The organism is Achromobacter sp. 1014246743, from assembly GCF_059760725.1.
Genome location: NZ_JCBANA010000071.1, coordinates 1 through 25,265, shown reverse-complemented (window position 1 = coordinate 25,265; position 25,265 = coordinate 1). Strand labels below are relative to the sequence as shown.

Here is a 25,265-nt window from a genome sequence, read left to right as displayed (position 1 = left end):
TGGCGTTCCTGCCGGACGGCACGCCAGTGATGCCGGCAAGCACGTCGGTCAGGCGATGAAATCGACCGCGGCAGGATACCCTTCCAGCGCCCGCGCCGCGAGGATGGCCCGCTGCACCGCGATGGCCATCGCTTCGGCCGCCATCACGCCCAGCAGCATCGGGTTGCCGGGCTTGCCCGACGCACCCGTGCCCAGGGCAAACACCGTGTCGCCGTCCAGCATCGTGTGGATGGGGTTGATGGTGCGGGCCAGGCCGTCGTGCGCCATCTGCGCCATTTTCTGGGCCTGCGCCTTGGTCAGCCTGGCGTCGGTGGCAACCAGGCCGATGGTGGTGGCGGCGCCCTCGCGCATCGAGGTGGGCAGGTCGCCCGCCAGGATGGCCGCGCGGGTGTCCAGCAGGTGCTTGCCGTCGGCCGTGCGGGCGCCGGCCAGGATACGGCCGGTGGCCGGGTCCAGCACGTCGCCCACCGCGTTGACGGCCACGATGGCGCCCACCGTCACGCCGGCCACGGTCAGCGAGGCGCTGCCCAGGCCGCCCTTCATGGCGCGCTTGGCCCCGTACAGCTTGCCCACGGTGGCCCCGGCGCCGGCGCCCACGTTGCCCTCTTGCGGCGGCTTGGCCGTGGCCGACTTGCAGGCCTGGTAGCCGGCCGCGGCATCGGGCCGTATCGACGCGTCGCCCACCCCCAGGTCGAACAGGATGGCCGCGGGCACGATGGGCACGTGCGCCACGCCGACGTCAAAGCCGATCTTGCGTTCTTCCAGGTAGCGCATGACGCCGGTGGCCGCTTCCAGGCCGAAGGCGCTGCCGCCTGCCAGCATCACGGCGTGCACTTTTTCCACCATGTTGACCGGGTTGAGCAGGTCGGTTTCACGGGTGCCGGGCGCCGCGCCGCGTACGTCCACCCCGCCGACGGCGCCTGCCTCGGCAATGATGACCGTGCAGCCGGTCGGGCGGCGGGTGTCGGTGAAATGCCCCACCTTCAGCCCGGCCACGTCGGTGATGCTGCCCCCGCCCGGCATGCGCCGCAAACCGCCCCCGCCGTGCGCCGGCGCCACCCCGGCCATCGCTGCGGCGCCCGCCGCGGCCATCATGAAAGCCCGCCTGTTCCACTGTTGTTGCACGCCTGTCTCCGTCTGTGTCATGCCCAGGAAAAAACCCCGTGCCGCTCGGCCCGGGGCGCGATCCAACCATATGACTTGCCGCTATATTTTTACTATTCCTTATGCTTTGTGGAAAAATAGGCCCGTTGTTAGAGTGCGGCTACGCCGGAGGGCATTGCAAGTGCCACATGCTCTCCACAGTGATATCCCATCCGTGGAGCATTGCCATGAAACTCTTGCGCTCGTTGTTCATCGCCGGCCTCGTCCAGGTCGCCGCCCTGTCCGCCGCCCACGCCCAGTCGGGGCTGGACCAGATCAAATCCGCCGGCGTGTTCAAGATCGGCACCGAAGGCACCTACGCCCCCTTCACTTTCCACGACGCATCCGGGCAGCTTACCGGTTTTGACGTCGACATCGGCCGCGCCATCGCCCAGCGCCTGGGCGTGAAGGCCGAATTCGTCGAAGGCAAATGGGACGGCCTGATCGCCGGGCTCGACGCCAAGCGCTACGACGCCGTGATCAACCAGGTCGGCATCACCGACGCGCGCCGCGCCAAATACGATTTTTCGGATCCGTACATCTCGTCGGCCGCCGTGCTGATCGTGCGCGACGACAACACCACCATCAAGTCCTTCGCCGACCTGAAGGGCAAGAAGTCCGCCAACACGCTGACCAGCAACTTCGGCAAGCTGGCGCAAAGCCATGGCGCCGACGTGGTGGCGGTGCAGGGTTTCAACGAAGCCATCGACCTGTTGACGTCGGGCCGCGTCGAAGCCACGGTCAACGACAACCTGTCGTTCCTGGACTTCAAGAAGCAAAAGCCCAACGCCAAGGTCAAGATCGCCGCCACCGACAAGGCCGCCGAATTCAGCAATTCGGGCGTGCTGCTGCGCAAGAACAACCCTGAGCTGGTCGCCGCCATCAACAAGGCGCTGGCCGACATCAAGGCCGACGGCACCTACAAGACCATCTCGGTCAAGTACTTCGGCACGGACCTGTCCGCGCAGCAGTAAGCGGCCCGCGCCATGACGCTACCCTCGTGGCTGCAGGCCGTCCTGCCCGATTGGATCCTGGCGCAAGTGGCCGGCTGGACGGTGCCGGCCTGGGTGCAGTTGATGGCCGACTCGTTCTGGCCGTTGCTGCACGCCGGGCTGGTGTTCACCGTGCCGCTGACGCTGATGTCGTTCGCGCTGGGGCTGGCCTTGGCCTTCGTGGTGGCGCTGATCCGGCTGTTCGGCCCGGCGCCGCTGGTGGCGCTGGTGCGCTTTTATGTCTGGCTCATCCGCGGCACGCCGCTGCTGGTGCAGCTGTTCGTGATCTTCTACGGCCTGCCCAGCGTGGGCGTGGTACTTGACCCGCTGCCGGCCGCGCTGATCGGCTTCACGCTGAACGTCGGCGCCTACAACTCGGAAGTCATCCGCGGCGCCATCGAATCCATTTCGAAAGGCCAGTGGGAAGCCGCCTATTCCCTGAGCATGACGCGCGGCCAGGCGCTGCGCCGCACGGTGCTGCCGCAGGCGGCCCGCGTGGCCGTGCCGCCGCTGTCGAACTCATTCATTGCGCTGGTCAAGGACACCTCGCTGGCCGCCGTGCTGACGGTGCCCGAGATCTTCCAGGCGGCGCAGCGCATCGCCGCCGTCACCTACGAGCCGCTGATCCTGTACACCGAGGCCGCGCTGATCTACCTGGTGTTCAGTTCGGTGCTGTCCGCCGCCCAGGTTCGCCTGGAACGGCGCTTCGGCCAGCATGCCGTGTTTAGCGAGAACAAGCGATGATCCGCCTGGACAAGATCGAAAAATCCTTTGGCGGCAACCCCGTGCTCAAGCAGGTGGACGTGACCATCGCCGAAGGCAGCGTCACCGCCCTGATCGGCCCGTCCGGCAGCGGCAAGAGTACGTTGCTGCGCTGCGTCAACCTGCTGGAAGTGCCCGATCGCGGCCTGCTGGAAATCGGCCCCGAACAGGTCGAATTCGAACCCGGCCTGAAGCTGTCGCGCGACCAGGTCCAGCGGGTGCGCAAGCAGACCGGCATGGTGTTCCAGAATTTCCAGCTGTTCCCGCACCAGACCGTGATCGGCAACGTCATGGAAGGCCTGGTGACCGTGCAGAAATGGCCGGCCGACCGCGCCCGCGAGCGCGCCGAGGAACTGCTCAAGAAGGTCGGCATGCTGGAAAAGGCCGACGCCTGGCCCGCCAACCTGTCCGGCGGCCAGCAGCAGCGCGTGGCCATCGCCCGCGCCCTGGCGCCCGCTCCCCGCGTGCTGCTGTGCGATGAGCCGACGTCGGCGCTGGACCCGGGTCTGGCGGCCGAAGTGGTGGACGTGCTGCGCCAGCTGGCCAACGAAGGCATGACCATGCTCATGGCCACGCATGACCTGCGCCTGGCCGCCAGCGTCTCGCGCGAAGTGGTATTCCTGCTGGACGGCACCGTGATCGAAGCCGGCCCCTCTCGCGACCTCTTCACCCACCCCGCCGACCCGCGCACCGCCGCCTTCATCTCGACCTTGACGCAGGACGCGGGGCATCAAGCGTAGAAATCGGCCTATCGGCTCGGTAAAGATCCCGCAGGGTCGACGGCCTGCCCGTCGTAGCGCAATTCGAAATACAGCCCGACCTGCTTGCTGTCGCTGTTGCCCATTTCCGCGATCTTCTGGCCCTGGCTGACGCGTTGGCCTTCCTTGACCAGCAGCTTGCTGTTGTGGGCGTAGATGCTCAGGAAGCTGGCGCTGTGCTTGACGATCACCAGGTGGCCGTAGCCACGCAGGCCGCTGCCGGAATAGGCCACGGTGCCCGCGGCGGCCGCCACGACGGGCGTGCCGCTGCTGTTGGAAATGACGATGCCGTTCGAGCCCGACCCGTCGTAGCCGCGCGTGACCTTGCCCTGCGCCGGCCAGACCAGCGAGATCGCCCCGGGCGGCGCGGTTCGCCGCTTGCCCATGGCGGGCGCCGACGACTTGGTGCCTTGCGATGCCTTGCCGCGCGACTTGGTGGGCGGGGACGAACTGGCCTGGCCCGCCGGCGGCTGGACCCGCAGCATCTGCCCGACCTCGATCGAATTGGAATTGGACAGGTTGTTCCAGCGCACCAGGTTCGATACGCTGGTGCCTTGCTTGCGCGCGATCTGCGTCAGGGTATCGCCCGACTGGACTCGGTAATAGCCCGGCTGGACCTTGGTCGTGCCGCAGGCCGCCAGCAAGGCCAGCAGCGCGGCCAGCAACGCCCACCTGAACCATCGGGCGGCACGAACAGGGAAAGTCGCCGATACGCGCCCCGGCGCGGCGGCAAAAAGGGAAGCGGGCAGGGTCTGGGCGGGCAAGGAGAGCACTGAATCCTGAAGCGAATGGGGAACGACTGCGTCCAAGGGTACCAAGATTTTCGGGCGCAAGTATGCCCCGATGGCTTTGGCAGACCGCCCCGACCCGTGTATAACCCGCTCATTGCGACGAGCTGCGGCTCGTCATGGAACACCGCGTCTGCAAGGAGCCACATGGGAACCCAAGCGCCCCGAAGAAACCCGTTTTGCCTGCTATGGGCGATCCCGTACCTGCTGTGCGGCCTGTTTTCACGCCTGCTCAACGACCCGGTCAGCCATGCCGTGTTCGTCTGGCTGCCGCCCGGGGTGGCGGTGGGCGCCTATCTGTTGACGCAGCGCCGCAACTGGCCGCTGCTGCTGGCCGCGTTCTTTTTTGCGCAGATCGTGATCACCAGCTTCACGCGCGGCCAGCCCGCCACGGCACTGGTGTTCGCCATTACCGCCAGCCTGTCCAGCATCACCGCGGCCTGGACCATCCAGCGCCTGACGCCGCGCGATGGCGGGGTGGGCACGGTGGCCGCGTTGCTGGCCGGCGCGGTGGTGGGCGCCGCCTTGTCGGCCCTGCTCAACGGCAGCTGGCTGTGGATGACCCAGGAAGCCCACGCCTGGGTCCGGCTGCGCACCTGGGTCGCGGCCTACCTGGGCGGCATCCTGATCCTGGCGCCGGCCGTCACCGGCTGGGCGCATTTCCGGCCGCGCCGTTCCGGCGGTCCGCGCATGCGCGACCTGGTGCTGGGCGCCGTCGCCTACCTGGCCCTGATCGTCTCGACCTTCCTGACCTTCGACGGCGACATGATCAAGAACCTGCCGTATGTGGTGACCTTCGAGCTGACCTACCTGCCGCTGGTGTTCGCGGTGCTGACCGCGCTGGTGTGGGGGCCGCTGGGCGGCACCCTGGCCGTCATCACGCTGACCCTGATGGCGCTGTACCAGAGCGCGCAGGGCGAAGGGCCCTTCGTCGAGGCCAACGACCACTGGCACGTGCTGCTGGCCACCCAGGTGTACCTGGTCGTCACCGCGCTGCTGATCCTGCTGGTCAATACGCTGCGCGGCGCCCGCGCCCAGGAACTCGAAAACGCCGAGCAATGGCGCGGCCGCTTCGACCTGGCGCTGGCCGGCAGCCACCAGCTGATGTACCGCTACAACCCCTTTGACGGCTCGTTCGAACTGGCCGGCGACCTGCACGACGCCTTCGGCCTGCCCGCCGGCGCGATCGCCAACCTGGACGCGCTGCTGGCCCTGGCCCACCCCGACGATCGCGCCCGCTTGACGCTGCACTGGGCCGCCCGACGCGCCGGCGGCCTGGACCGCACGCCGCTGCTGTTCCGCCTGGCGCATGCCGGCGGCGGCTGGCGCGTGGTGAGCGACCGTGGATCACCCTTGCAGGATTTCGACGGCAGCGTCGCCGTGGTGGCGGGCATGTGGCGTCTGGGCGAAGTCGAGCAGGCAGATGTCCAATAGCACAGGAGCCCTGCTCATCCACGGCTTGGGCGGCACCCAGTACGACCTGGGATCGCTGCACAAGATACTGAAGCGCGCCGGCATCGAGACGCACTCGTTGACGCTGCCCGGCCATGGCACCACGCCCGAGGACCTGCTGCCCGTGCGCGCCGAAGACTGGCTGGACGCCGTGACCGCCAAGTACCGCGAGGTGGCCGGCCGCTACGAGACCGTGCACGTGGTCGGCATGTGCCTGGGCGCCCTGCTGGCCGTCGAGCTGTGCAAGCGCGTGCAGCACCGCAAGGGCAAGCTGGTCAGCCTGGCCGCGCCCGTCTTCATCGACGGCTGGAGCACGCCCTGGTATCGCGACCTGCGCAAGCTGGTCTACCGCATCCCGGGCCTGGCCGCGCGCATGCGCGTCGAAGAAGAAGAGCCCTACGGCATCAAGAACGAACTGGTGCGGTCCATCGTCAAGGCCAAGTTCGAACGCGGCGAGAACTTCCACTACCGCTGGGTGCCGCTGGCCTGCGTGCGCGAGGTCGACCGGCTGCGGCGCTTCGTGCAGCGCGGGCTGAACGCCATCACCTGCCCCAGCCTGATCATCCATGCCCACGAAGACGAGCTGACCTCGGTACGGTCGGCCCACTACCTGAACGACGCCATTCCCGACAGCCGCCTGGTGCTGCTGGACAACAGCTACCACATGATCTGCGTGGACAACGACCGCGACCGCGTCGCCGCCGACATCCTGCAGTTCATGGACAAGCGCCCCGAGGCCGCCGCCCGCCCCGGCCGCGCCGCCGCGATGACCGCCGAAGACACCGAGCGCCTGCTGCAGGCGTATCGCGATGCGCTGCTGTCGGGCCAATTCGAAGCGCTGTTCCCGCTGCTCGCCGAAGACATCGCCTGGCACGAAGAAGGCGACAGTCCGCTCGCGGGCGTCTACCAGGGCCGCGGCGGCCTGGTGGACCTGTTCTCGCGGGTCATGGATTATTCGCGCAACACCTTCACGGTCGACAGCGTTGGCCAACCCGAACTGGCCGGGCGTTCGATCGCGGTGCCGCTGACCTTCCAGGTGCAGGACGGCCCCGCCGTGTTCCGCGGCGCCTCGACCCACACGCTGCGCCTGCGCAACCAGCAGATCGCCAAGGTCACCTCGACGGCGGCAGACCCGGCCGCCGAAGATGCGCTGTGGCGCCGGCTGGCCGTGGCCAGCGGGCTGGAGCCCGAAGGCGATGCGATGGACCGCGCCACGCTGGACATCCCCGCCGACGCGCTGGCCGATGCCTTCGAAGCCGCCGTGCTCGAACTGCGCGCCCTGCCGCAGGCCCCCTCGACCGGCGTCGCGCTGCGGCTGCACGCCTACGAGCAACAGGCCCGCCACGGCGATGCGCCGCCCCAGGCCGACGCCAACGCGACCCCGCGCGAGCAGATCGAACACGCCTCATGGCGCCTGCTGACCGGCCTGCCGCCGGACCAGGCGCAACGCCGCTACATTGCCCTGATCCGGCGGCTGGACACCGATGACTGACACCGCGCCCGGCCCGCGCACTGCGACACTGCGCCGCACGCTTGCCCTGCGCGGCAGTCCGGGCGCTTGCCCTAAAATCCCGCCATGCCTGCCTTGATCCGCCTTCTGCATGCCTGCGGCGCCGTGCGCGTCCGGGGCGTGCTGTGGCTGGCGTTCCTGGCCGTGCTGCTGCGCGCCGTGGTGCCGGCGGGCTACATGCCCGATGCCCGCGCGCTGCACGACGGCCGGCTGGAAGTCACCTTCTGCTCGGCCGCGGGCGACCTGTCCACCTTCAGGATCGCGCTGTCGGCCGATGGCAAGACCGCCGACGGCACGGGTGACCACCGTAGCACCGAGACGGGCGCCCAATGTCCCTTCGGACTGCTGGCCCACGTCACGCCTGCCCCCACGCCCTACGTGGCGCCGCTGGCGCTGGCCGCCGGCCGCCCTGCGCCCCCGCCGGCCTGTCCCCCCCATGCGTTGCCCGTGCAGCCGGCCCAAGGGCCGCCGCTGGGCTCACGCGCCCCGCCCTTCGTCGCCTGACACCGCCCCTTGCGCGCGGCCTGCGCCGCGCCTGTCGCGAACCGTCTTTCGACGAGGTTTTCATGCATTCCCTGCTTACGCGCGCGCCCCTGGGCGGCGCGCCCACGCCCGACCGCCGCCGGCGCCTGCTGCTGTCCACCCTGGCCCTGCTGCCGCTGGCCGGCTGCGGCCCGGATGCCCCCAAGCTCAACGGCATGGACCTGTCCAGCATGCCCACGGGCGACTTCCAGCTGCAGGACACTGACGGCCGGCCGCGCCAGTTGGCCGACTACCGCGGCCAGACCGTGATGCTGTTCTTCGGCTTCACCCAGTGCCCGGACATCTGCCCCACCGCCCTGACCCGGGCGCTGGAGATCAAGAGCCTGCTCGGCCCCGAGGCCGCCAGGAAGCTGCGCATCCTGTTCATCACCGTGGACCCCGAACGCGACACGCCGGAAATCCTGCGCGCCTACACGCAGGCGTTCGACCCGGCATTCGTCGGCCTGCGCGGCGACGCCGAACAGACCCGCGCCGCGGCCCAGTCGTTCAAGGTGTTCTACCAGAAGGTGCCCACCGGTTCGTCCTACACCATGGACCACACGGCGCTGACTTACATCATCGACGCCCAGGGCAAGCTGCGCCTGGCCCTGCGCCACCAGCAAAGCGCCGAGCAGTGCGCCGACGACCTGCGCACGGTGCTGTAAGCGCCGCGCCCCTCTGAACAAGGAACTTCCCATGAAAAAGACCGCTTTCGCTACCCTGGCCGCCGCCTTCACCCTGAGCGCGCTGACGCTGAACCCCGCCCCCGTCCTGGCCCAGGACGCCCCGCTCAAGGTGGAAGACGCCTGGGTCCGCGCCACGGTGCCCAACCAGCACGCCACGGGCGTCTTCATGCGCCTGACCGCTGCCGCCCCCACGCGCCTGGTCGCCGTCGAGTCCGCCGCCGCCAAGCACACCGAAGTACACGAAATGGCCATGCAGAACGACGTCATGAAGATGCGCCAGGTCTCCGCCATCGACCTGCCCGCCGGCCAGCCGGTGGAGCTCAAGCCGGGCGGCTACCACGTCATGCTGATCGACCTGGCCAAGCAGATTTCCGTGGGCGATCCGGTGGCGCTGACGCTGGTGCTGCAGGACGCTGCCGGCAAGCAGCAACGCGTGCCGGTGACGGCCGTGGCACGCCCGCTGTCGGCGGCCGCGCCGGCGGCGGCCGGGCACGGCCACTGAAACAGGGGTCCATGCCGCTGCAAGCGGATTGACACCTGTATTTCAAGCTTGAAATAGCTGTTTGGGCGGTTCCGGGCGTTTTCTGCAACGCCCGCCATCGCATCCGGTCGAACTGAAAAAGCCGGCGTGCGCCGCGTCCGCGACGCCGCCGGCAGGCATCCCCCGCATCACAGGAAATCGTCCTCCGGCGGTATCGAGGACGACGGCTCGGCCGCTACCCGTGGCCGATGGCTTTGATTGCTAGGAGCGTTTCATGAAGACCCTGACAGCCACTTTGTTGCTCTGCGCCGGCCTGACCGCCGCCGCCACCACCGTGCAAGCCCAGCAAGTCCCCTCCCCCCTGCCCGCCGCGACCTACAAGCGCGACGCCTTCGGCGACTGGCGCGTGAGCTACCCGGCCCCCTCGGCCAAGACATCGTCCCAGGTCAGCGCCGAACTGGCCCGGGCCAAGCAGGACGGCCAATACACCTTCGGCCAGGAAGACTACCCGCCCGCCGTCGCCACCAGCGGCGCCATGGAAAGCCGCGCCCAGGTCGAACAGGAACTGCAGACGGCCGAGATGCAAGGGCAGATGGCGTCCGACCAGGAAAGCTATCCGCCCACCCCGATGGCCCATAGCGGCACGTCCGCCCTCCAGTAGTGCCGCGCGCCGTCCCCTGGCCCCCCTCGGCACAGCGGCGCGCAGCCTCAAGGCTCGTCTGCCAGCCGCTGACGGGGCCGATATCGGGGACACATTACCGCCCGCGCGCCTGCGGGGCGCCGTGATTCCACATACAATGCCAGCACATCCGCCGCCAGCGCCCTCGCGGGGCCTGACGGCAGCCGGCGCCCCCTGCGCCGCGCGCTGGATGACAGCGTTCCGCGCCGCCGGGCGCCTGTAGCCGCCGGCGGTTGTGCCGGCAACCCTGTGTCTGGATATGCCCGGTAGTTCCGCCTTTTCCTTCCTGCGTACCCTCTGCAGCCTGCGCTGGCTCGCCATCGCGGGCCAGGCCGCCACCATCCTGGTCGCCAGCAGCGTGCTGGGCCTGGCCTTGCCGCTCGAACCCCTGTGGATCGGCGTGGGCGTGCTGATCGGCTTCAACGTCTACGCCAGCCTGCGCCTGCGCCACAGCCGCGACCTGTCCCACGCCACCGCCTTCGCCCACCTGCTGGTGGACATGGCCGCGCTGGCCTGGATGGTGGGCTGGAGCGGTGGCCTGAGCAATCCGTTCGGCATGATGTTCCTGATCCTGACCGCCCTGGCGGCGCTGGCGCTGCCGCGCAACTGGGCGCTGGCCGCCGCGCTGGCCGGCATTTCCGGCTACGCGGCCGCCGCCATCTTCGGCCAGCCGCTGCGCGGCGACGTCAACACCCACACCCTGCTGCTGTGGGGCCTGTCGGCCAACTTCCTGATTTCCGTGGTGGTGGTGCTGGTGTTCTCGACCCGCCTGGCATCCGACCTGCGGGCCCGCGAACGCGAACTGGCCCGCCTGCGCGAACGCTTCACCCGCAACGAGGGCATCGTCGCCCTGGCCACCCACGCCGCCGCGATGGCGCACGAACTGAACACCCCGCTGGCCACCATGACCCTGCTGGCCGACGAAATCGCCGCCGAGGTCAAGGACCCCGACCTGAAGGACGACGTCGCCACCCTCAGCCAGCTGCTGGCCCTGTGCCGGGAACGCATTCGCAATCTGGCGGTCCCAACCGCAGTGGACCTGGTGCGCGTGGTGGGGCAGTGGCGGCTGATCCGGCCGACCATCAACCTGCAACGCTCGGGCACCCTGCCGGCCAGCCTGCGGGTCGACCCGGCCATCGCCCACCTGCTGCAGGCCCTGCTGAACAACGCGGCCGACGCCGGCGAAGCCGCCGACGAACCGCGCGTGGACCTGCACCTGGAATACGGCTACGGCGCCCTGCGCGGCGAAGTGCGCGACTACGGCCGCGGCTTCGACCCCGACCAGACGCTGCTGCCGGCCACCAGCCTGTTCAACAGCGGCAAGCCGGGAGGACTGGGCGTGGGCCTGGCCCTGTCGCATGCCACTGTCGAGCAGCTGGGCGGCGAAATGACCATGACGGCCGCCGACGGCGGCGGCACCCGCATCCGCTTTTATTTACCGCTCGGCACCCCCGGGACCTGACATGTTGAATCCGACCGATCTTGGCCTGTTGATCGACGACGACGAGCTGTATGTGCGCACCTTGCAGCGCAGCCTGTCGCGTCGCGGCCTGGAAACCCGAACCGCCACCGGCATCGCCGAGGCCCTGCGCGTGGCCGAGGAAATCCGGCCCGCCTTTGCCCTGGTGGACCTGCGCCTGGGCGAAGATTCGGGGCTGACCCTGATCCGTCCCCTTCGGGCCCTGCGCGCCGACATGCGCATCCTGCTGGTCACCGGCTACGCCAGCGTGGCCACCGCGGTCGAGGCCATCAAGCGCGGCGCCGACGACTACCTGCCCAAGCCTGCCACCGCGCCGATGATCCTGCGCACCCTGGGCCTGGTGAAGGCGGATACGGTTACGATCGAAAGCACCATGACGCCGTTGCACCGCCTAGAATGGGAACACATCCACCAGGCGCTGCACGAGACCGGCGGCAACGTGTCGGCCGCCGCCCGCCTCTTGGGCATGCACCGGCGCTCTTTGCAGCGCAAGCTGGCGAAAAAACCGGGGCCAGAACGCGAGGTCCTGGTCGATTGACCGGGGGATGCCAAGCGGGGCGGTTTGGTGCGGATGCAACACATCGTCAACTCCCCCCTTTGTGCAGGTGCGACATATCGTCGCACCCCACCCCTCCCCCCAGGGGCATCTGCTCCCCTAGGAAAACCCTGAATCTGCCCGCGTGGGGGCAGAATCCTCCCAGGCAATGCGACCATTCGTCGCAGCCTTGACCCAGATCAAGCCGATAGGATGGACGTTGCTGCCTAGCAGCATTCCAGTCTGCTGCTCCGCAGCATTTCCCACCCTCCATCCAAGGCTGTACGTGAAACACCCCCTCCTTGCGACCCTTACGCGCATTTTCGGCGTCGGCGCGGTCATGCTGCTTGGCGGCTGCAACATGGAAATCCTCTCCCCCAAGGGAGACATCGGCATGCAGGAACGGACCCTGCTGCTCACGGCGACGGGGCTCATGCTCCTGGTCGTGATTCCGGTCCTCTTCATGATTGTGTCCTTCGCCTGGAAGTACCGCGCGTCCAACACCAAAGCTGACTACCAGCCCAAGTGGGCCCACTCCACGGCCATCGAAATCGTGGTCTGGACGGTGCCTTGTATCATCGTGGCGATTCTCGCGGTGATCACCTGGCGCTCCACCCATGCGCTGGACCCCTACAAGCCGCTCGTGTCCGAGCACAAGCCGGTGACCATCGAGGTGGTTTCGCTGGATTGGAAGTGGCTGTTCATCTACCCCGAGTACGACATCGCCACCGTCAACGAGATCGCGTTCCCCGTGGACGTGCCGGTCAATTTCCGGATCACCTCGGCGTCGGTCATGAACTCGTTCTTCATTCCCCAGCTCGGCAGCCAGATCTACTCGATGGCGGGCATGGAAACCAAGCTGCACCTGAACGCGCGCGAACCCGGCACGTACGCCGGCATTTCGGCCAACTACAGCGGCGCCGGCTTCTCCGGCATGCGCTTCAAGGCCATCGCCACGTCGCAGGAAGGGTTCGACAACTGGGTCAAGGAAGCCAAGGCATCGCCCACGACGCTGACCCCCGAGGCCTACCAGGAACTGACCAAGCGCAGCGAGCGCAATCCGGTCGTCAAGTACGCCTCGGTGCCGCCGTCGATGTTCGAGTTCATCCTGGGCAGCACCATGTCCAAGATGGCCGGCGTGGACTCCGCCACGTGCACCCCCACGTCGAATAATCTGATCGCAGGAATCAACTAACAATGCTCGGGAAACTCACCCTCGAGGCCATTCCGTACCATGAACCTATCGTCATGGTTACGCTGGCCGCCGTGTGCCTGGGAGGCCTAGCGGTCTTCGGCGCCATCACCTACTTCGGCAAGTGGAAGTACCTCTGGACGGAATGGCTCACCTCCGTCGACCACAAGCGCATCGGCGTGATGTACATCATCGTCGCCCTGATCATGCTGCTGCGCGGCTTTGCCGACGCCATCATGATGCGTACCCAGTTGGCCGTCGCCTCGGCCGACTCCGCCGGCTTCCTGCCGCCGCACCACTACGACCAGATCTTCACCGCCCACGGCGTCATCATGATTTTCTTCATGGCGATGCCCTTCATCACCGGGCTGATGAACATCGTGGTGCCGCTGCAGATCGGCGCCCGCGACGTGGCCTACCCGTTCCTGAACTCGCTGAGCTTCTGGCTGTTCGGTGCCGGCGTCGCGCTGATGATGATCTCGCTGTTCGTGGGCGAATTCGCCGCGACCGGCTGGCTCGCCTATCCGCCGCTGTCAGGGCTGGACTACAGCCCAAGCGTCGGGGTGGACTATTACATCTGGGCGCTGCAGATATCAGGGCTGGGCACGACACTTAGCGGCATCAACTTCATCGTGACCATCCTGCGCATGCGTGCGCCGGGCATGAGCCTGATGAAGATGCCGATCTTCACCTGGACCTCGCTGGTCACCAACGTGCTGATCGTGGCCGCCTTCCCCGTGCTGGCCGCCACCCTGGCGCTGCTGACGGCCGACCGCTACCTGGGTACGCACTTCTTCACGAACGACATGGGCGGCAACGTCATGATGTACGTGAACCTGATCTGGATCTGGGGCCACCCCGAGGTCTACATCCTGGTGCTGCCCGCCTTCGGCGTGTATTCCGAAGTGGTTGCCACGTTCGCCCGCAAGACCCTGTTCGGCTACAAGTCCATGGTCTACGCCACGGCCGCCATCGGCGTGCTGTCGTTCCTGGTCTGGCTGCACCACTTCTTCACCATGGGTGCGGGGGCCAACGTCAACGCGTTCTTCGGCATTGCCACAATGATCATCTCGATCCCGACCGGGGCCAAGATCTTCAACTGGCTGTTCACCATCTACCGCGGCCGCCTGCGCATCACCACGCCGGTGCTGTGGACGCTGGGCTTCATGATCGTGTTCGTCATCGGCGGCATGACCGGCGTGATGCTGGCCATCCCGGGCGTGTCGTTCGTGCTGCACAACAGCCTGTTCCTGATCGCCCACTTCCACAACACCATCATCGGTGGCGTGGTGTTCGGTTGCATCGCCGGCATGACCTACTGGTTCCCGAAGGCGTTCGGCTTCACGCTGAACGAGCGCCTGGGCCGTTACTCGTTCTACTGCTGGTTCGTCGGTTTCTTCCTGGCCTTCATGCCCCTGTACATCCTGGGCTTCAAGGGCATGACGCGTCGCCTGAACCACTACGACAACCCCGAATGGCAGCCCTACCTGCTGGTCGCGCTGGCCGGCGCCGCGCTGATCATGCTGGGCATCTGGTTCCTGCTGCAGCAAGTGTTCGTGTCGGTTCGCCAGCGCAAGCAGAACCAGGACGTCACCGGCGATCCCTGGGATGGCCGTACCCTGGAATGGTCGATCTCTTCGCCTGCGCCTTTCTACAACTTCGCCCACGTTCCTCACGTCGATGAACTGGACCAGTTCTGGGAAGACAAGCAAAGCGGCAAGGCCTACAAGCGCCCGGCCAAGTACGAAGACATCCACATGCCCAAGAACACCGGAGCCGGCGTGTACATCGGCGCCTTCGGCCTGGTCATGTGCTTCGCCTTGATCTGGCACATCTGGTGGCTGTCCATCGTCGGTTTCGTCGGCATGATCGCTTCGTTCATCGTCCGCGCCTACGACCGTGACGTCGATTACTGGGTCCCGGCCGCTGAAGTCGAGCGGATCGAGAACGCCCACTTTGAAAAAATGCAGAAGGCCGCCTGAGCCATGATTCAAGCCGTAGCCACTCACCCCCACGCGGGTCACGACGATCACGCGCACCATGACGATGGATCCAAGACCGTTTTCGGTTTCTGGGTCTACCTCATGAGCGACTTGCTGATCTTTTCGGTGCTGTTCGCCACGTTCGCGGTGTTGTCCAACGCCACCGCGGGCGGTCCGACGGGCAAGGAACTGTTCGACCTGAAGTTCGTGCTGGTCGAAACCCTGTTGCTGCTGTTCTCCAGCTTCACCTTCGGCATGGCCAACCTGAACGTGCACGCCAACAACAAAAGCCGCGCAATCGGCTGGTTGATGGTCACGTTCCTGTTCGGTGCGGGCTTCATCGCGATGGAAATCTATGAATTCCATCACCTGATCACCGAAGGCGCGGGCCCCGGCCGCAGCGCCTACCTGTCGGCGTTCTTCACGCTGATCGGCACCCACGGCCTGCACGTCACGTTCGGCCTGATCTGGATCGTCATCCTGATCGACATGATCCGCCGCCATGGCCTGGACTCGATCAACAAGCGTCGTCTGGCGTGCCTGAGCCTGTTCTGGCACTTCCTGGACATCGTCTGGATCTGCGTCTTCACCTTCGTCTATCTTCTGGGAGCCCTCTGATGTCGCACTCCGCTGCGGCCGCACACGGCCACGACGATCACGCCGCCGACCACGGCAGCCTGAAGTCCTACATCATCGGTTTCGTGCTCTCGCTTCTGCTCACCTTCGGCTCGTTCGGCCTGGTGATGAGCGGCGCGCTGTCCCACACCATCACGATCATCGGCGTGGTGGCGCTGTGCGTGCTCCAGCTGCTGGTGCAGCTGGTGTACTTCCTGCACATGGGCGCCTCGAAATCGGCCCGCGACAACCTGGCCACGTTCGTCTTCACCGTGATGATCATCGCGATCATCGTCGGCGGTTCGGCCTGGGTGCTGTACAACATGAACGTCAACATGGGCCACGCCATGTAAGACCCGTCACTTGCTGACGACAAAACAGGCGCCTTGCGGCGCCTGTTTTTTTTGCGGGATGCGCCTGGCTTATTGGCCCGGCGCTTTCACCACGAGCGTGATGCCCAGCCTGTCCGCCAGTTGCCGCGCGGTCATGCCGACATACGGCTGCACCCGCGCGCCCTGGTCCAGGTCGCAGGCAGGCGCATTGGCGGCACCGTCCAGCACCTGTTTCATCGCCCGCGCCGCCGACGGCGACAAGGGGCCGCCATCGCTGGCCTGCCAGGCCAGCATGTCCGCCACCGCCATGCCGCAGCGTGCCGGCGTGGCATACAACGGGGCATCGTGTTCGAGCAGCATGCGTACCTTGGCCTCGTTACCCTGCTGCAGCATGATCACCAGGGGCAGCGCGCCGGGATCGGCCACGCCGCGCAGGCGCAGGGACCCATCGCTGCGGTCCGACGGATTTGCCCCCGCCGCCAGCCAGGCCTGATACAGGTCATCCGGCAGCCACGGCAGCGACAGCGGCGCGATCTGGTTGTTCACGGTGCCCGTCGCGCTGCCCACATACGCCAACGGCACCCCTGCCGCCAGCAGGCGGTCGGCGGTGGCGCGCAGGCGGGCGCGCTGGCCGTCCCATTCGGCGCTGTTCTGGTTCGCGTCGGCACGCAGTTCGACCTCGTTCCATTGACGCAGCAGGCTGGTCATCGGCGCCGTCGTCGTGGGGGCATGCGGCTTGCCGGCGGCGGCCTGCGCCAGCTGGTCGACCAGCTCGGGCGACATCTGCCGCGCCGCCAAGCTGAAGGCCTCGTCCAGGCCGGCGCGCACCTGGCCATCCTTGGGCCCATAGCCACCCACCGCCGGATCGGCGCCATGCGCCAGCGCAAACGCCACGCGCTCGGACGGCGCATAGGCGGACTGCGGCTTCAAGTCCTCGACCGGCGCTTCGCGCAGCGCTTCCAGCAGCGGCGTTTCCCACATGGCCTGGTTGCCGTAGTACATGCGGATGTAGGCAGCGTTGATGTCGGCGCCCTTGGCCAACAGCTTCTCGGCAAACCAGAACCTGGACGGGCTGCCCATGGCGGCGTGCAGCACCGAACGGCCGCTCTTGTCGCGGCCGTTCGGGTTGGCGCCCTTGGCCAGCAGGTAGTCCAGCGTGTCCTTGTCTTCGGCCGAATACGCCACCCGGCGCAGCAGCAGCGGCGAGCCGTTGGAATCGGGGGCTTCGAGCGACGCGCCCGCCGCCACCAGCACGTCGGCCAGCGCATAGCGTTCGGCCAGCGGGCGGGTATCGCGGCTATCCGGCAAGGCGCTGGACACGAGCGGCGCGCCGCGCGTGGGAGCGTCGACCCGTGCGCCCGCTGCCAGCAGCGCGCGCACCATCTCGATCTGCTTGGCCGACGTGGCCGCATTCAGCGCCGACACGCCGTTTTCGTTGACGCCGTCGGGGTCCTGCCCGCGCGCCAGTTCCGCGCGCACGGCGTCCAGGTCGCCCGCCCGAATCGCCTGGAAAATCGCCAGCCGGGGCCGGCACACCGCCGCATCCAGCGCCTTGGCGCCCAGCGCGGCGCCGATACGCTCGGCCACCTTGGCCGGAATCGGCTCGCCCGCGGCCAGGCGGCGCGTGCAATACAGGCGGTAGTCTTCCTGCGCCAAGGTTTCGAAATAGCTGCGCTGATCGCGCCGCTGGTCGCGCAGCTTCAGGCGTGCATCGGCGCGGTTCAGGTAGGCGGGCGTGCGCGCCGGGTCGCGCCGCAGCACCTCGCCCAGCACCGCGTCGGCCTCGGCCGGGTTACCGGCCTCGGCCAGCCAGAAACCGTAGTCGTTCAACGCGGCCAGGGCCTCGGGGTCCTGGCCAGCCGGATCGATCTCGCGATAGTCCGTTTCCAGCACGAAGCGGCGCAGATCCGCCAGCGCCCGGTTGAACTCGGCGGCCTTGGCGCGCGGGATGGCAAACGCCACCTGGTGCAGCTTGCGAAAGGTGGCGGCCACATCGACCGGCGCCTGGTATTCGAAACGAACGTCCGCGGGAAATGCCTTGAGCGGGCTGGGATACGCCACCAGCGCGGGCTTGAGCGTGGCCAGCGCCGCCGCGCGTCGCGCGTCGTCCCAGGGCCGGTCGGCCGTCGCCACCACGCGGGCGGCATCCGCATGCACCGTCACCGCCGCGCCGGTCGCATCCACCAGAAAGCCATTGGCCTGGCTGCCGTCGGCGTCGTTATAGGTATAGGCCACCCAGTAGAACGACTGCCCCTCGCGCGGCGCCGCCACGCTGACGGTCTCTTGCCGCGACACATTCCAGGCGGCCGGATCGATCACCAGCGGCCGCGACCGAAAGGCCAGTTCCGCCGCCGCGCCGGCCTGCGCGCCCCGGACGTAGCGGTACAGGTACAGCCGGTTGTCCATCTGCCCGACCAGCAGCGCGTCCTTGGCGTTTTCGGTACCCCAGGCGCGGCGCTCGGGCTCGCGCAGCGGATAGCGCGACAGCCGTACGGCGTCGATCACGGCGCCGATGTCGTAGGCGGCGGCCGGCGGCGGCGCCGCCACGGCAAACACGCCAGCCAGCGTCAGCAGGGCGGCGCCAAGGCGGCGGGGAAACGCGAGGGGCAAGGCGGGAAGCATCCGGATGGACCTGGAAGTGGAAGGCGGCCCGATGATACCGCCCTGGCGCGCCGGCCGCCCCGCGCGGACGGGGCCCGTGGCCACGACGCTTGACGCCAGGCAAGGCGGCTCGCGGCCCAATCGTTATATAGTCGAGCTTATATCGACCTGATCGGCACTTTACGCAAATAACGAGCGCCCCCCCTTCGCCATGCCAGCCGTGTTGACCGCCTTTGCCCAGGCCCCTGATTCTGCCGCCCTCGCCTGTCGCCTGCTGCGCCATGCCGCGCCCGGCCATCCCGACGCCGCCTTTTTTGCCACGGTGATCGGCAAGAGCCTGGCGCACGGCGATCTGGCCCGCAGCGGCCTGGCGCCGGACGAACTGGAAGAGGTCCTGACGCAGTTGTTCCCCGGCGCGCGCCGCAGCCCGGAGCCTGCGCTGGTCGACCTGCCGGCCCGCCTGGCCGCCTATGCCGCGCAAGGCCTGCCTGATCCTCGCCCCGACTTCACCCTGCTGCTGCGCACGCTGCTGGATGCCTATGGCGCACCGCAATGCGCCACCACGCCGTTCGTCACCCGCGTGCTGGTACACGCCTGCCTGCGCCCCGACCACCTGTGGCGCGACCTGGGCCTGACCGGACGCGAAGACGTCACGGCACTGCTGACCCGCCACTACCCCGGCCTGGTGGCGCGCAACACGCGCAACCTGCGCTGGAAGCAATTCCTGGCCTATTCCGCCTGCGAACACGCCGGCCTGCCCGCCGCCGCGGCGCCTGGCTGCGCGGCCTGCGAGGACCATGACGTCTGCTATGGCGACGGCGGGGCGGATTGAGGCCTCACACCTGAGGAAATTTCTGATTTTTCACACGCTGCGCCGCTTCCATGCCGATGCCCGTTAGGATTTCCGCTCACCCCGGATATCTCACCCACTTGAGGGCAACACCGTTTTGCATATCTCACCTAAACATATCGCCATGGCTTGCCTGACCCTTTCCCTCGTGGCATGCGGCAGTGCGCAGGACGCCAGCAAAGGCAATTTTGGCAAGGCCATTCAGACCTACCTGGACAAGCAACATGGGCTGTGCGCCGCGATTCCCGCCAAGAAGCTGCCGTTCACGCTCGCCAATCAAGACATCATCGGTCGGCAGACCAAGAAACTTGCCGATTCGCTGGTAGAAGCAGGCCTGCTGAGCCCACGCAACACCGAAACCCAAGCCATGTTCGGCAACAAGATGGAACCGGCCACCGAATACCAGATCACGGATCTGGGCAAGAAGTACCTGGTCGCCAACGCTGCCGACACCTTTGCCCAGCAGGATGCCTTCTGCACCGGAAAATATGCTGTCGTTGAAGTGGATAACTTCACGCAACCCAGCGACGCGATGGGCATGAAAATCTCGCAAGTGAACTTTCGCTATAAGGCGCACGATGTCGCAGACTGGGCCAAATCGGAAAGTCTTCGCGCAAACTACAAGAATTTCGCCGATCAGGCTGAGGGCGACATCAAGGCCAAGGCCGTGTTGATCCTGACGAATGACGGATGGATGCACGAACGTCTGTTCAAGCACTAACGCACCAACCCGACACCCGACAGGCGCGCCATGACTTTGTCATGACCCGCCTGTCGCGCTGCACTCCCACGCGGATCAACACCGAACGAGATCAGGTCGTGCGCCGCTTCAATAGCGATACGTCACGCCCAGCCCCATCCCCACGCTGCGTCCCGGCGCCGGTTCGTAATAGCGGCCGTTGCTTTCGTTGACGATGACCGAGCCCGCGTAGTGGCGATCGAACAGGTTGTCGACCCGCGCATAGGCGCTCAATTCCCAGGCGCCGATCTGCTTGATGTACCCGGCCGACAGCGCGGCCACGGCGTACCCGGGCGCCGCCGCGTCGTTGGCGTCGTCCGCATATAGCTGACTGAGGTAGCGCCCTTCGATGGCGGCCTGCCAGCCCTGCGGCGGTGCCCAGCCCAGCGACGCAAAGGCCGATTGACGCGCGATGCCCGGAATGCGGTTGCCGGCGCGGATGCCGCCGCCGGCATCGTCGCGATACCGCGCATCCAGCCAGGTGTAGGCCAGCTGCGCGCGCCATTGGCCGGCAAAGCGGGTCGACCAGCCCAGCTCCAGGCCGTCGCGGCGGGTGCGGCCCGCGTTGCGGAAAGTCGTGCGTCCGCCGCTGCTGCCGGCCGAGACGATCTCGTCGTCGGTCGACACGTGGAACACCGCGGCGGTCAGCAGGCCATCGCCCACGCGGGTCTTCACGCCGGCTTCCACGTGGGTGCTCAGCGCCGGCGCCAGGCCGAAGTTCAGGCCCGGCAGGCCCCCCGGGCGGTAAGCGATTTCATTCAGCGTCGGCGTCTCGAAGCCGCGCCCGTACGAGGCGTAGAGGCGCGTGCCCGCAACGGGTTCGTAGCCGATGGCCGCCACCGGCAAGGCGCGGCGGTAGCGTGCGCTGCCGCTGTCGTCGCCATTGCCGGGCGCGATGTAGTGGTCGTGCGAATCGAAGTCCACCGTGCTGTAGCGCAGGCCCGCGTCCAGCGTCCATTGCGGGGTCACGCGCCACGAGGCCTGCACGTAGGGATCGGCGTTGTAGACGGTATTGGTCTCGTCGCGCCGCAGCGCACCCTGCACGCCCAACTGCTGGCTGCTGCCCGTGCCGATGAAGTTCTGGTAGCCGCGGCGGGTCTCGCGCAGCGTGTCGTACGCAAAGCCGCCGACCAACGTCAGGGGCCGCCCCGCCATGGCCAGTTCGGAGGTCCAGCGCAGGTCCGCGCCGCCGTAGCGCCGGGTCAGGTCGATGACGCCGCCTGCCTGCGTCGGCGCGATCTGCGCCACGGGCGGAATGGCCTGGAACTGGGCGGTGTCGCGCTGGCCGTAATACAGCATCACGCGCAGCGTATTGGCGCCGTCGACATGACGCTCGTAGACCAGGCCGCCCTGCGTCTGCCGCACCGTCTTGCGGGTGTCGTACTGCGAAGCCAGGTCGGCGCTGCGCGGCTCGTCCTGGAACTGCGCATAGGTCAATCCCAGCGGGTCCTGCGCCTTGAGATCGACGCTGTTGGCCACGATGGTGAGGCGGCTGGCATCATCGAGCTGCACGCCCAGCTTGGCGTTGCCCAGGTTCTTGCGCGCCGCGCTGCGGTCGCGAAAGCCGTCCGTGGTCATGCGCGACAGGTCCAGCACATAGTCCACCGCGCCTTCTGCGCCCGACGCCTTGGCGCCGTAGCGCCAGGTGCCGAAACTGCCGCCCCATACCGAGGCCGACACCGACGGCGGCGCAGCGCCATCCTCGGTATAGGCCAGGATCACGCCGCCGGACGAGTTGCCGTACAGCGCCGAAAACGGCCCGCGCAGCACTTCCACCCGATCCAGCGAGCCAATATCGATGTTCGAGGTCTGCCCCTGCCCGTCCGGCATCGTGGCCGGAATGCCGTCCACATACAGCCGCACCCCGCGCACCCCGAAGGTGGACCGCGCCCCGAAGCCGCGGCTGGAAATCTGCAGGTCCTGCGCGTAGTTCTGGCGGTTCTGCACTTGCAGGCCCGGCACCCCGCCCAAGCCTTCCGACAGATTGATGCCGGGCTGGCCCCGACGCATGGCGCTGCCCTCGACCACATCCACCGACGCAGGCGTATCCAGCACGGACACCCCCAGCCGCGTCCCGGTCACCACCACCGGCGCCGTCTCGGGCACCTGCGACTGCGCCACCGCCGCCATCGCCGGCGCCATGCCGAGCAGGCTGTGCAGAAGTCGGGACAGCGGAGCGCGGCGGCGGGGGTGATCGGTCACTCGGGGCTCCTGATCGGGTAAACGCGGGGAATGGGTTCTAATACTGGCATGGAAAATTCGCAAGACATCGAACGCCGGCTGCTCGACCTGGAAGTCAAGGCCAGTTTCGCCGACGACCTGCTCGAACAGCTCAACCAGATCATCGTGCGCCAACAGCAGCAGATCGACCGGTTGCAGCGCGAGGTGGCCGACCTGCGCCAGCAGGCGCCCGAAGGCGCGGCGCCGTTTCGCAGCCTGCGCGACGAGCTGCCGCCGCACTACTGAACGCGGCCGGGGCACCGCCCCTAGTATCGGTACCGCAACAGCCGCCCGATCCGCCGCAGCGGAGCCAGCCGCCGCATCCACCAGATCGCCACGCGCGCAACCCGGGTGTACCGTGCGACCTGCGCCGGGCTGCGCCCCTCCTGCACCAATTGCTCGGTACGCAGTCTCAGGCCCGGCACCTGGGCTTCCAAGTCCTGCGGATGGTTCAGGCTCCAGCGGGTGACGGCGCCCGTGGCCCGGATCATGCGATTGCGCGCCACCAGCGCCAGCCCCAGGTCGCTGTAGCCGTCGAAAATCACTTCGCCGCAGGGAAATTGCGTCGTGATGGTGCGCAATAGCGCCAGCAGCGACGCCTCGGGCAAGTACAGGAACAGGCCTTCGGCCACCACCAGCGTCGGCCGGCCCGCGGGCACCTGTCTCAGCCAGGCCAGATCGGCTACCGATGACGCGATGAGGTGGCAGTCCGCGCGGTCCGGGTACAGCGTGCGGCGCAGGGCAATCACCTCTGGATAGTCCACCTCGAACCAGGCCACCTCGGGCGGCGGGTCCACCCGGAACACCCGCGTATCCAAGCCGCAGCCCAGATGCAGCACGGTGGCCTCGCGGTGCGCGTTGATGAATTCGCGCGTCCAGCCATCCAGCACGTGGGCCCGCATGGCCAGGCCGATCATTTCATCGTGGCGCAGCGGCAGGGAGGAAAAGTCGTAGTCGATACGCGCCACCGCATCCGCCGCGTGGCGGTCGCGCAACAGGGAATCGGACAGCCGGCTTTCCTGGGCCTTGGCGTACAGGGTAATCAGCAGCGTCGCCTTCACGCCGGTCAGGTCCCGCTTTTCCATATGACTCCCGAGACGGACAGCAAACTGCGATAGATCGCGGATGGCAATTGGATAAATCTGATTTATTGTGCCACGAGTGGAAAAAACCTTTTAAAAACAACAATTTATAAAAACACCCGAGTGATGCAACATCGCCCCCTCGGGAGACAGCAATGGATTCGGCGGACCCACGGTCGAATGCGCTCCCCTGACATGTGAACCGGAGACACACCATGATCAAGACCTTTGCCAGTGCATTGACGGTAGCCCTGGCCGCCCTGGGCACCTGCGCCCAGGCGGCACAGAACGTCGAACCTGACGATGTACCGTTCCAGGGCGTGGCAGGCACCCCGGACAACGGCCCCACCCGCGCCCAGGTCGAAGCCGAGCTGGCAACCGCCAAGGCCGCCGGCCAGGTATCGAATGTTGAACCCGACGATACCCCGTTCAAGGCAGCCGGCTCTACGCCCTCGGACCCGACGCGTGCCCAAGTGGAAAAAGACCTTGCCGCAGCCAAGGCCGCTGGCAAGGTCTCGGAGGCCGAACCCGACGACAAGCCGTTCAAGGCCACAACCACACGCTAGGCGCGCCCCGCGCCCGACTCTTGCTGGAGTCTTGCCGCCTGATCAGGCGGCTTTTTTATTGCTCGGACCCGGCGGTTGCCACAGCTATCAATGCCATTAATGGAGACTAAAACTCAAAAAATCTACTAACTTTCCATTGGTGGAAAAATCTTTTACCGATATACGGGTTTATCCCTAGTCTGAATCGGCGCACCATTCAGTCATCGGGAAACAACAACGAAGCACGACGGATAGGCCGCCTGATTCGCTCCCCGGCTTTTGAAATCGGAGATTCACCATGAAAAAGACCCTTGCCACCGCCCTATTGATGTCCCTGGCCGCCCTGAGCGCCGGTGCCTACGCCTCGCAGAACATCGAACCCAACAACGTGCCGTTCCAAGGCGTTTACGGCACCCCGTACGAAGGCCCGACCCGCGCCCAGGTGCAAGCCGAACTGGCTGCCGCCAAGGCCGCCGGCCAGGTGTCCAATGTCGAACCCAACGACATGCCGTTCCAAGGCGTGTATGGCGCACCGCAATCTGGCGTGACCCGCGAGCAAGTGCAGGCCGAACTGGCCGCCGCCCGCGCTGCTGGCCAGGTGTCCAACGTCGAGCCCAACGACCTGCCGTTCTCGGGCGCGTACCACCGCAGCAACTAAGCCGCGCCGCGGCCGCCGATGCGCGGCCGCCCGCCTTGACCGATTTACCCCTCCCCTTGTTGTACCTTGGCCGCCTCTCCAGGCGGCTTTTTTTGCCTGTTCTGCGCCACATCAGCACAGGCGCGCGCGCCTCAAGACAAGAGCCGGCAGCTTGGCTTACCATCGCAGGTGAACGCCGATGGGCTGCGCATGCAGCCTCCTGCCTATAACAACGAGGGAGTCCGTTTTGAAAACCACCCATCTGATCGCTATCGGCCTGCTCGCCTGCGGCGCGTCCGGCGCTGCCTTGGCCGCGCCCGCCGTGATGCTGAACCACGCCCTGATCACTGAAATTTCCAAGGCCGATCAACCCGTCTTTCACAAGGCGGTGGCCGACGCGTTGAACAACGCGGCCGACGGCCAGAGCACCCAGTGGTCCAGCACGCCCAAGGGCAAGCAGGCCCCCATCACGGCCAGGATCACGCCGTTGCAGACCAGCAAGCTGTCGGGTGATCGCACCTGCCGCCTGCTGGAAGGCGATTTCGCGCGCGCCAAGACGACCGAGACCTGGAAGTTCTGGTTCTGCAAGCAGCCTGACGGCACCTGGAAGGCCAGCTCCAACTGATCCACCGCGGCCTGCCCGGCCGCCCAAATGCAACGCCCGCCTCATCCTGGGATGAGG

26 protein-coding genes are annotated in these 25,265 nt (G+C 67.1%); 21 read left to right on the top strand and 5 right to left on the bottom strand.

Annotation, left to right across the window (positions count from 1 at the left end; all coding sequences use genetic code 11):
* Nucleotides 1-48: 48 nt before the first annotated feature.
* Nucleotides 49-1,146, bottom strand: coding sequence for a P1 family peptidase (locus AC6LJ2_RS24485; RefSeq protein WP_263910199.1), 1,098 nt, complete (start codon nt 1,144-1,146; stop codon nt 49-51).
* Between the two features lie 185 nt (nt 1,147-1,331).
* Here AC6LJ2_RS24485 and AC6LJ2_RS24480 point away from each other — a divergent pair, with 185 nt between their 5' ends.
* The 3 genes from AC6LJ2_RS24480 to AC6LJ2_RS24470 all read left to right on the top strand — a co-directional run bounded on the left by AC6LJ2_RS24480 (nt 1,332) and on the right by AC6LJ2_RS24470 (nt 3,637).
* Nucleotides 1,332-2,117: an amino acid ABC transporter substrate-binding protein gene (locus AC6LJ2_RS24480; protein ID WP_263910198.1), complete on the top strand. Its 786-nt coding sequence runs from the start codon at nt 1,332-1,334 to the stop codon at nt 2,115-2,117.
* Nucleotides 2,118-2,198: 81 nt separating this feature from the next.
* Complete coding sequence (locus tag AC6LJ2_RS24475; RefSeq protein WP_263910255.1) at nt 2,199-2,879, top strand: amino acid ABC transporter permease; 681 nt, start codon at nt 2,199-2,201, stop codon at nt 2,877-2,879.
* Nucleotides 2,876-3,637: an amino acid ABC transporter ATP-binding protein gene (locus AC6LJ2_RS24470; protein ID WP_498152369.1), complete on the top strand. Its 762-nt coding sequence runs from the start codon at nt 2,876-2,878 to the stop codon at nt 3,635-3,637. Before AC6LJ2_RS24475 ends, AC6LJ2_RS24470 begins: the two co-directional genes overlap by 4 nt.
* Nucleotides 3,638-3,645: 8 nt before the next feature.
* On the opposite strand, the gene AC6LJ2_RS24465 is transcribed toward AC6LJ2_RS24470, so the two are convergent.
* Entirely contained in the window at nt 3,646-4,419 is a 774-nt protein-coding gene (locus AC6LJ2_RS24465) for a peptidoglycan DD-metalloendopeptidase family protein (RefSeq protein ID WP_263910195.1), read from the bottom strand.
* Nucleotides 4,420-4,590: 171 nt separating this feature from the next.
* Here AC6LJ2_RS24465 and AC6LJ2_RS24460 point away from each other — a divergent pair, with 171 nt between their 5' ends.
* The 12 genes from AC6LJ2_RS24460 (at nt 4,591) to cyoD (ending at nt 15,930) form a co-directional block, all read left to right on the top strand.
* Nucleotides 4,591-5,877: an MASE1 domain-containing protein gene (locus tag AC6LJ2_RS24460; RefSeq protein WP_263910193.1), complete on the top strand. Its 1,287-nt coding sequence runs from the start codon at nt 4,591-4,593 to the stop codon at nt 5,875-5,877.
* The gene (locus tag AC6LJ2_RS24455; protein WP_445657354.1) at nt 5,867-7,387 is read left to right on the top strand and encodes an acyl-CoA-binding protein; all 1,521 of its coding nucleotides are present in this window, start codon (nt 5,867-5,869) and stop codon (nt 7,385-7,387) included. Before AC6LJ2_RS24460 ends, AC6LJ2_RS24455 begins: the two co-directional genes overlap by 11 nt.
* Nucleotides 7,388-7,471: 84 nt before the next feature.
* Nucleotides 7,472-7,909 carry a DUF2946 family protein gene (locus AC6LJ2_RS24450; protein WP_498152368.1) on the top strand — a complete coding sequence of 146 codons (438 nt, stop codon included), beginning with the start codon at nt 7,472-7,474 and terminating at the stop codon, nt 7,907-7,909.
* Between the two features lie 62 nt (nt 7,910-7,971).
* Entirely contained in the window at nt 7,972-8,592 is a 621-nt protein-coding gene (locus AC6LJ2_RS24445) for an SCO family protein (protein WP_498152367.1), read from the top strand.
* Nucleotides 8,593-8,623: 31 nt separating this feature from the next.
* Complete coding sequence (locus AC6LJ2_RS24440; protein ID WP_498152366.1) at nt 8,624-9,115, top strand: copper chaperone PCu(A)C; 492 nt, start codon at nt 8,624-8,626, stop codon at nt 9,113-9,115.
* Between the two features lie 253 nt (nt 9,116-9,368).
* Nucleotides 9,369-9,755 (top strand): DUF4148 domain-containing protein, encoded by a 387-nt coding sequence (locus AC6LJ2_RS24435; RefSeq protein WP_263910186.1) that lies wholly within the window; start codon nt 9,369-9,371, stop codon nt 9,753-9,755.
* Between the two features lie 277 nt (nt 9,756-10,032).
* Nucleotides 10,033-11,235 carry a HAMP domain-containing histidine kinase gene (locus AC6LJ2_RS24430; protein WP_263910185.1) on the top strand — a complete coding sequence of 401 codons (1,203 nt, stop codon included), beginning with the start codon at nt 10,033-10,035 and terminating at the stop codon, nt 11,233-11,235.
* A gap of 1 nt (nt 11,236) precedes the next feature.
* On the top strand, nt 11,237-11,791 hold the full coding sequence (locus tag AC6LJ2_RS24425) for a response regulator transcription factor (RefSeq protein WP_369797704.1): 555 nt from the start codon (nt 11,237-11,239) through the stop codon (nt 11,789-11,791).
* Between the two features lie 283 nt (nt 11,792-12,074).
* On the top strand, nt 12,075-12,983 hold the full coding sequence (cyoA, locus tag AC6LJ2_RS24420) for a ubiquinol oxidase subunit II (protein ID WP_263910184.1): 909 nt from the start codon (nt 12,075-12,077) through the stop codon (nt 12,981-12,983).
* A gap of 2 nt (nt 12,984-12,985) precedes the next feature.
* Nucleotides 12,986-14,962 carry a cytochrome o ubiquinol oxidase subunit I gene (gene cyoB / locus AC6LJ2_RS24415; RefSeq protein ID WP_263910183.1) on the top strand — a complete coding sequence of 659 codons (1,977 nt, stop codon included), beginning with the start codon at nt 12,986-12,988 and terminating at the stop codon, nt 14,960-14,962.
* Nucleotides 14,963-14,965: 3 nt separating this feature from the next.
* On the top strand, nt 14,966-15,580 hold the full coding sequence (gene cyoC / locus AC6LJ2_RS24410; RefSeq protein WP_263910182.1) for a cytochrome o ubiquinol oxidase subunit III: 615 nt from the start codon (nt 14,966-14,968) through the stop codon (nt 15,578-15,580).
* The gene (cyoD, locus tag AC6LJ2_RS24405; protein ID WP_006387442.1) at nt 15,580-15,930 is read left to right on the top strand and encodes a cytochrome o ubiquinol oxidase subunit IV; all 351 of its coding nucleotides are present in this window, start codon (nt 15,580-15,582) and stop codon (nt 15,928-15,930) included. Before cyoC ends, cyoD begins: the two co-directional genes overlap by 1 nt.
* Nucleotides 15,931-15,999: 69 nt before the next feature.
* On the opposite strand, the gene AC6LJ2_RS24400 is transcribed toward cyoD, so the two are convergent.
* Nucleotides 16,000-18,519 (bottom strand): ankyrin repeat domain-containing protein, encoded by a 2,520-nt coding sequence (locus AC6LJ2_RS24400; RefSeq protein WP_498152365.1) that lies wholly within the window; start codon nt 18,517-18,519, stop codon nt 16,000-16,002.
* A gap of 202 nt (nt 18,520-18,721) precedes the next feature.
* Here AC6LJ2_RS24400 and AC6LJ2_RS24395 point away from each other — a divergent pair, with 202 nt between their 5' ends.
* Together AC6LJ2_RS24395 and AC6LJ2_RS24390 are read left to right on the top strand one after the other, a co-directional pair.
* Nucleotides 18,722-19,342, top strand: a complete 621-nt coding sequence (locus AC6LJ2_RS24395; RefSeq protein WP_445657360.1) for a nitrogen fixation protein NifQ — start codon at nt 18,722-18,724, stop codon at nt 19,340-19,342.
* Nucleotides 19,343-19,484: 142 nt separating this feature from the next.
* Complete coding sequence (locus AC6LJ2_RS24390) at nt 19,485-20,081, top strand: SEN1982 family lipoprotein (protein ID WP_498152364.1); 597 nt, start codon at nt 19,485-19,487, stop codon at nt 20,079-20,081.
* A 108-nt stretch (nt 20,082-20,189) separates the two neighbouring features.
* Here the strand turns inward: AC6LJ2_RS24390 and AC6LJ2_RS24385 are convergent, their stop codons facing one another.
* Nucleotides 20,190-22,241, bottom strand: a complete 2,052-nt coding sequence (locus tag AC6LJ2_RS24385) for a TonB-dependent receptor domain-containing protein (protein ID WP_498152374.1) — start codon at nt 22,239-22,241, stop codon at nt 20,190-20,192.
* Nucleotides 22,242-22,349: 108 nt separating this feature from the next.
* Here AC6LJ2_RS24385 and AC6LJ2_RS24380 point away from each other — a divergent pair, with 108 nt between their 5' ends.
* Nucleotides 22,350-22,565 carry a SlyX family protein gene (locus AC6LJ2_RS24380; protein ID WP_006391018.1) on the top strand — a complete coding sequence of 72 codons (216 nt, stop codon included), beginning with the start codon at nt 22,350-22,352 and terminating at the stop codon, nt 22,563-22,565.
* Between the two features lie 20 nt (nt 22,566-22,585).
* Here AC6LJ2_RS24380 and AC6LJ2_RS24375 read toward each other — a convergent pair whose 3' ends face one another.
* Nucleotides 22,586-23,404 carry a class I SAM-dependent methyltransferase gene (locus AC6LJ2_RS24375; protein ID WP_498152363.1) on the bottom strand — a complete coding sequence of 273 codons (819 nt, stop codon included), beginning with the start codon at nt 23,402-23,404 and terminating at the stop codon, nt 22,586-22,588.
* Between the two features lie 212 nt (nt 23,405-23,616).
* Between AC6LJ2_RS24375 and AC6LJ2_RS24370 the strand changes: the two genes are divergently transcribed.
* The 3 genes from AC6LJ2_RS24370 (at nt 23,617) to AC6LJ2_RS24360 (ending at nt 25,208) form a co-directional block, all read left to right on the top strand.
* Nucleotides 23,617-23,967: a DUF4148 domain-containing protein gene (locus tag AC6LJ2_RS24370; protein WP_263910173.1), complete on the top strand. Its 351-nt coding sequence runs from the start codon at nt 23,617-23,619 to the stop codon at nt 23,965-23,967.
* Between the two features lie 277 nt (nt 23,968-24,244).
* Nucleotides 24,245-24,604 carry a DUF4148 domain-containing protein gene (locus AC6LJ2_RS24365; RefSeq protein WP_263910171.1) on the top strand — a complete coding sequence of 120 codons (360 nt, stop codon included), beginning with the start codon at nt 24,245-24,247 and terminating at the stop codon, nt 24,602-24,604.
* A 226-nt stretch (nt 24,605-24,830) separates the two neighbouring features.
* Nucleotides 24,831-25,208: a hypothetical protein gene (locus AC6LJ2_RS24360; RefSeq protein WP_445657363.1), complete on the top strand. Its 378-nt coding sequence runs from the start codon at nt 24,831-24,833 to the stop codon at nt 25,206-25,208.
* Nucleotides 25,209-25,265: the final 57 nt, after the last annotated feature.

Coding starts and splice junctions, on each gene's coding strand:
- AC6LJ2_RS24485 (WP_263910199.1), bottom strand. CDS start 1,146: ATGACACAGACGGAGACAGGCGTGCAACAACAGTGGAACAGGCGGGCT.
- AC6LJ2_RS24480 (WP_263910198.1), top strand. CDS start 1,332: ATGAAACTCTTGCGCTCGTTGTTCATCGCCGGCCTCGTCCAGGTCGCC.
- AC6LJ2_RS24470 (WP_498152369.1), top strand. CDS start 2,876: ATGATCCGCCTGGACAAGATCGAAAAATCCTTTGGCGGCAACCCCGTG.
- AC6LJ2_RS24460 (WP_263910193.1), top strand. CDS start 4,591: ATGGGAACCCAAGCGCCCCGAAGAAACCCGTTTTGCCTGCTATGGGCG.
- AC6LJ2_RS24455 (WP_445657354.1), top strand. CDS start 5,867: ATGTCCAATAGCACAGGAGCCCTGCTCATCCACGGCTTGGGCGGCACC.
- AC6LJ2_RS24450 (WP_498152368.1), top strand. CDS start 7,472: ATGCCTGCCTTGATCCGCCTTCTGCATGCCTGCGGCGCCGTGCGCGTC.
- AC6LJ2_RS24445 (WP_498152367.1), top strand. CDS start 7,972: ATGCATTCCCTGCTTACGCGCGCGCCCCTGGGCGGCGCGCCCACGCCC.
- AC6LJ2_RS24440 (WP_498152366.1), top strand. CDS start 8,624: ATGAAAAAGACCGCTTTCGCTACCCTGGCCGCCGCCTTCACCCTGAGC.
- AC6LJ2_RS24435 (WP_263910186.1), top strand. CDS start 9,369: ATGAAGACCCTGACAGCCACTTTGTTGCTCTGCGCCGGCCTGACCGCC.
- AC6LJ2_RS24430 (WP_263910185.1), top strand. CDS start 10,033: ATGCCCGGTAGTTCCGCCTTTTCCTTCCTGCGTACCCTCTGCAGCCTG.
- AC6LJ2_RS24425 (WP_369797704.1), top strand. CDS start 11,237: ATGTTGAATCCGACCGATCTTGGCCTGTTGATCGACGACGACGAGCTG.
- cyoB (WP_263910183.1), top strand. CDS start 12,986: ATGCTCGGGAAACTCACCCTCGAGGCCATTCCGTACCATGAACCTATC.
- cyoC (WP_263910182.1), top strand. CDS start 14,966: ATGATTCAAGCCGTAGCCACTCACCCCCACGCGGGTCACGACGATCAC.
- cyoD (WP_006387442.1), top strand. CDS start 15,580: ATGTCGCACTCCGCTGCGGCCGCACACGGCCACGACGATCACGCCGCC.
- AC6LJ2_RS24395 (WP_445657360.1), top strand. CDS start 18,722: ATGCCAGCCGTGTTGACCGCCTTTGCCCAGGCCCCTGATTCTGCCGCC.
- AC6LJ2_RS24390 (WP_498152364.1), top strand. CDS start 19,485: ATGGCTTGCCTGACCCTTTCCCTCGTGGCATGCGGCAGTGCGCAGGAC.
- AC6LJ2_RS24385 (WP_498152374.1), bottom strand. CDS start 22,241: ATGGCGCCGGCGATGGCGGCGGTGGCGCAGTCGCAGGTGCCCGAGACG.
- AC6LJ2_RS24380 (WP_006391018.1), top strand. CDS start 22,350: ATGGAAAATTCGCAAGACATCGAACGCCGGCTGCTCGACCTGGAAGTC.
- AC6LJ2_RS24375 (WP_498152363.1), bottom strand. CDS start 23,404: ATGGAAAAGCGGGACCTGACCGGCGTGAAGGCGACGCTGCTGATTACC.
- AC6LJ2_RS24370 (WP_263910173.1), top strand. CDS start 23,617: ATGATCAAGACCTTTGCCAGTGCATTGACGGTAGCCCTGGCCGCCCTG.
- AC6LJ2_RS24365 (WP_263910171.1), top strand. CDS start 24,245: ATGAAAAAGACCCTTGCCACCGCCCTATTGATGTCCCTGGCCGCCCTG.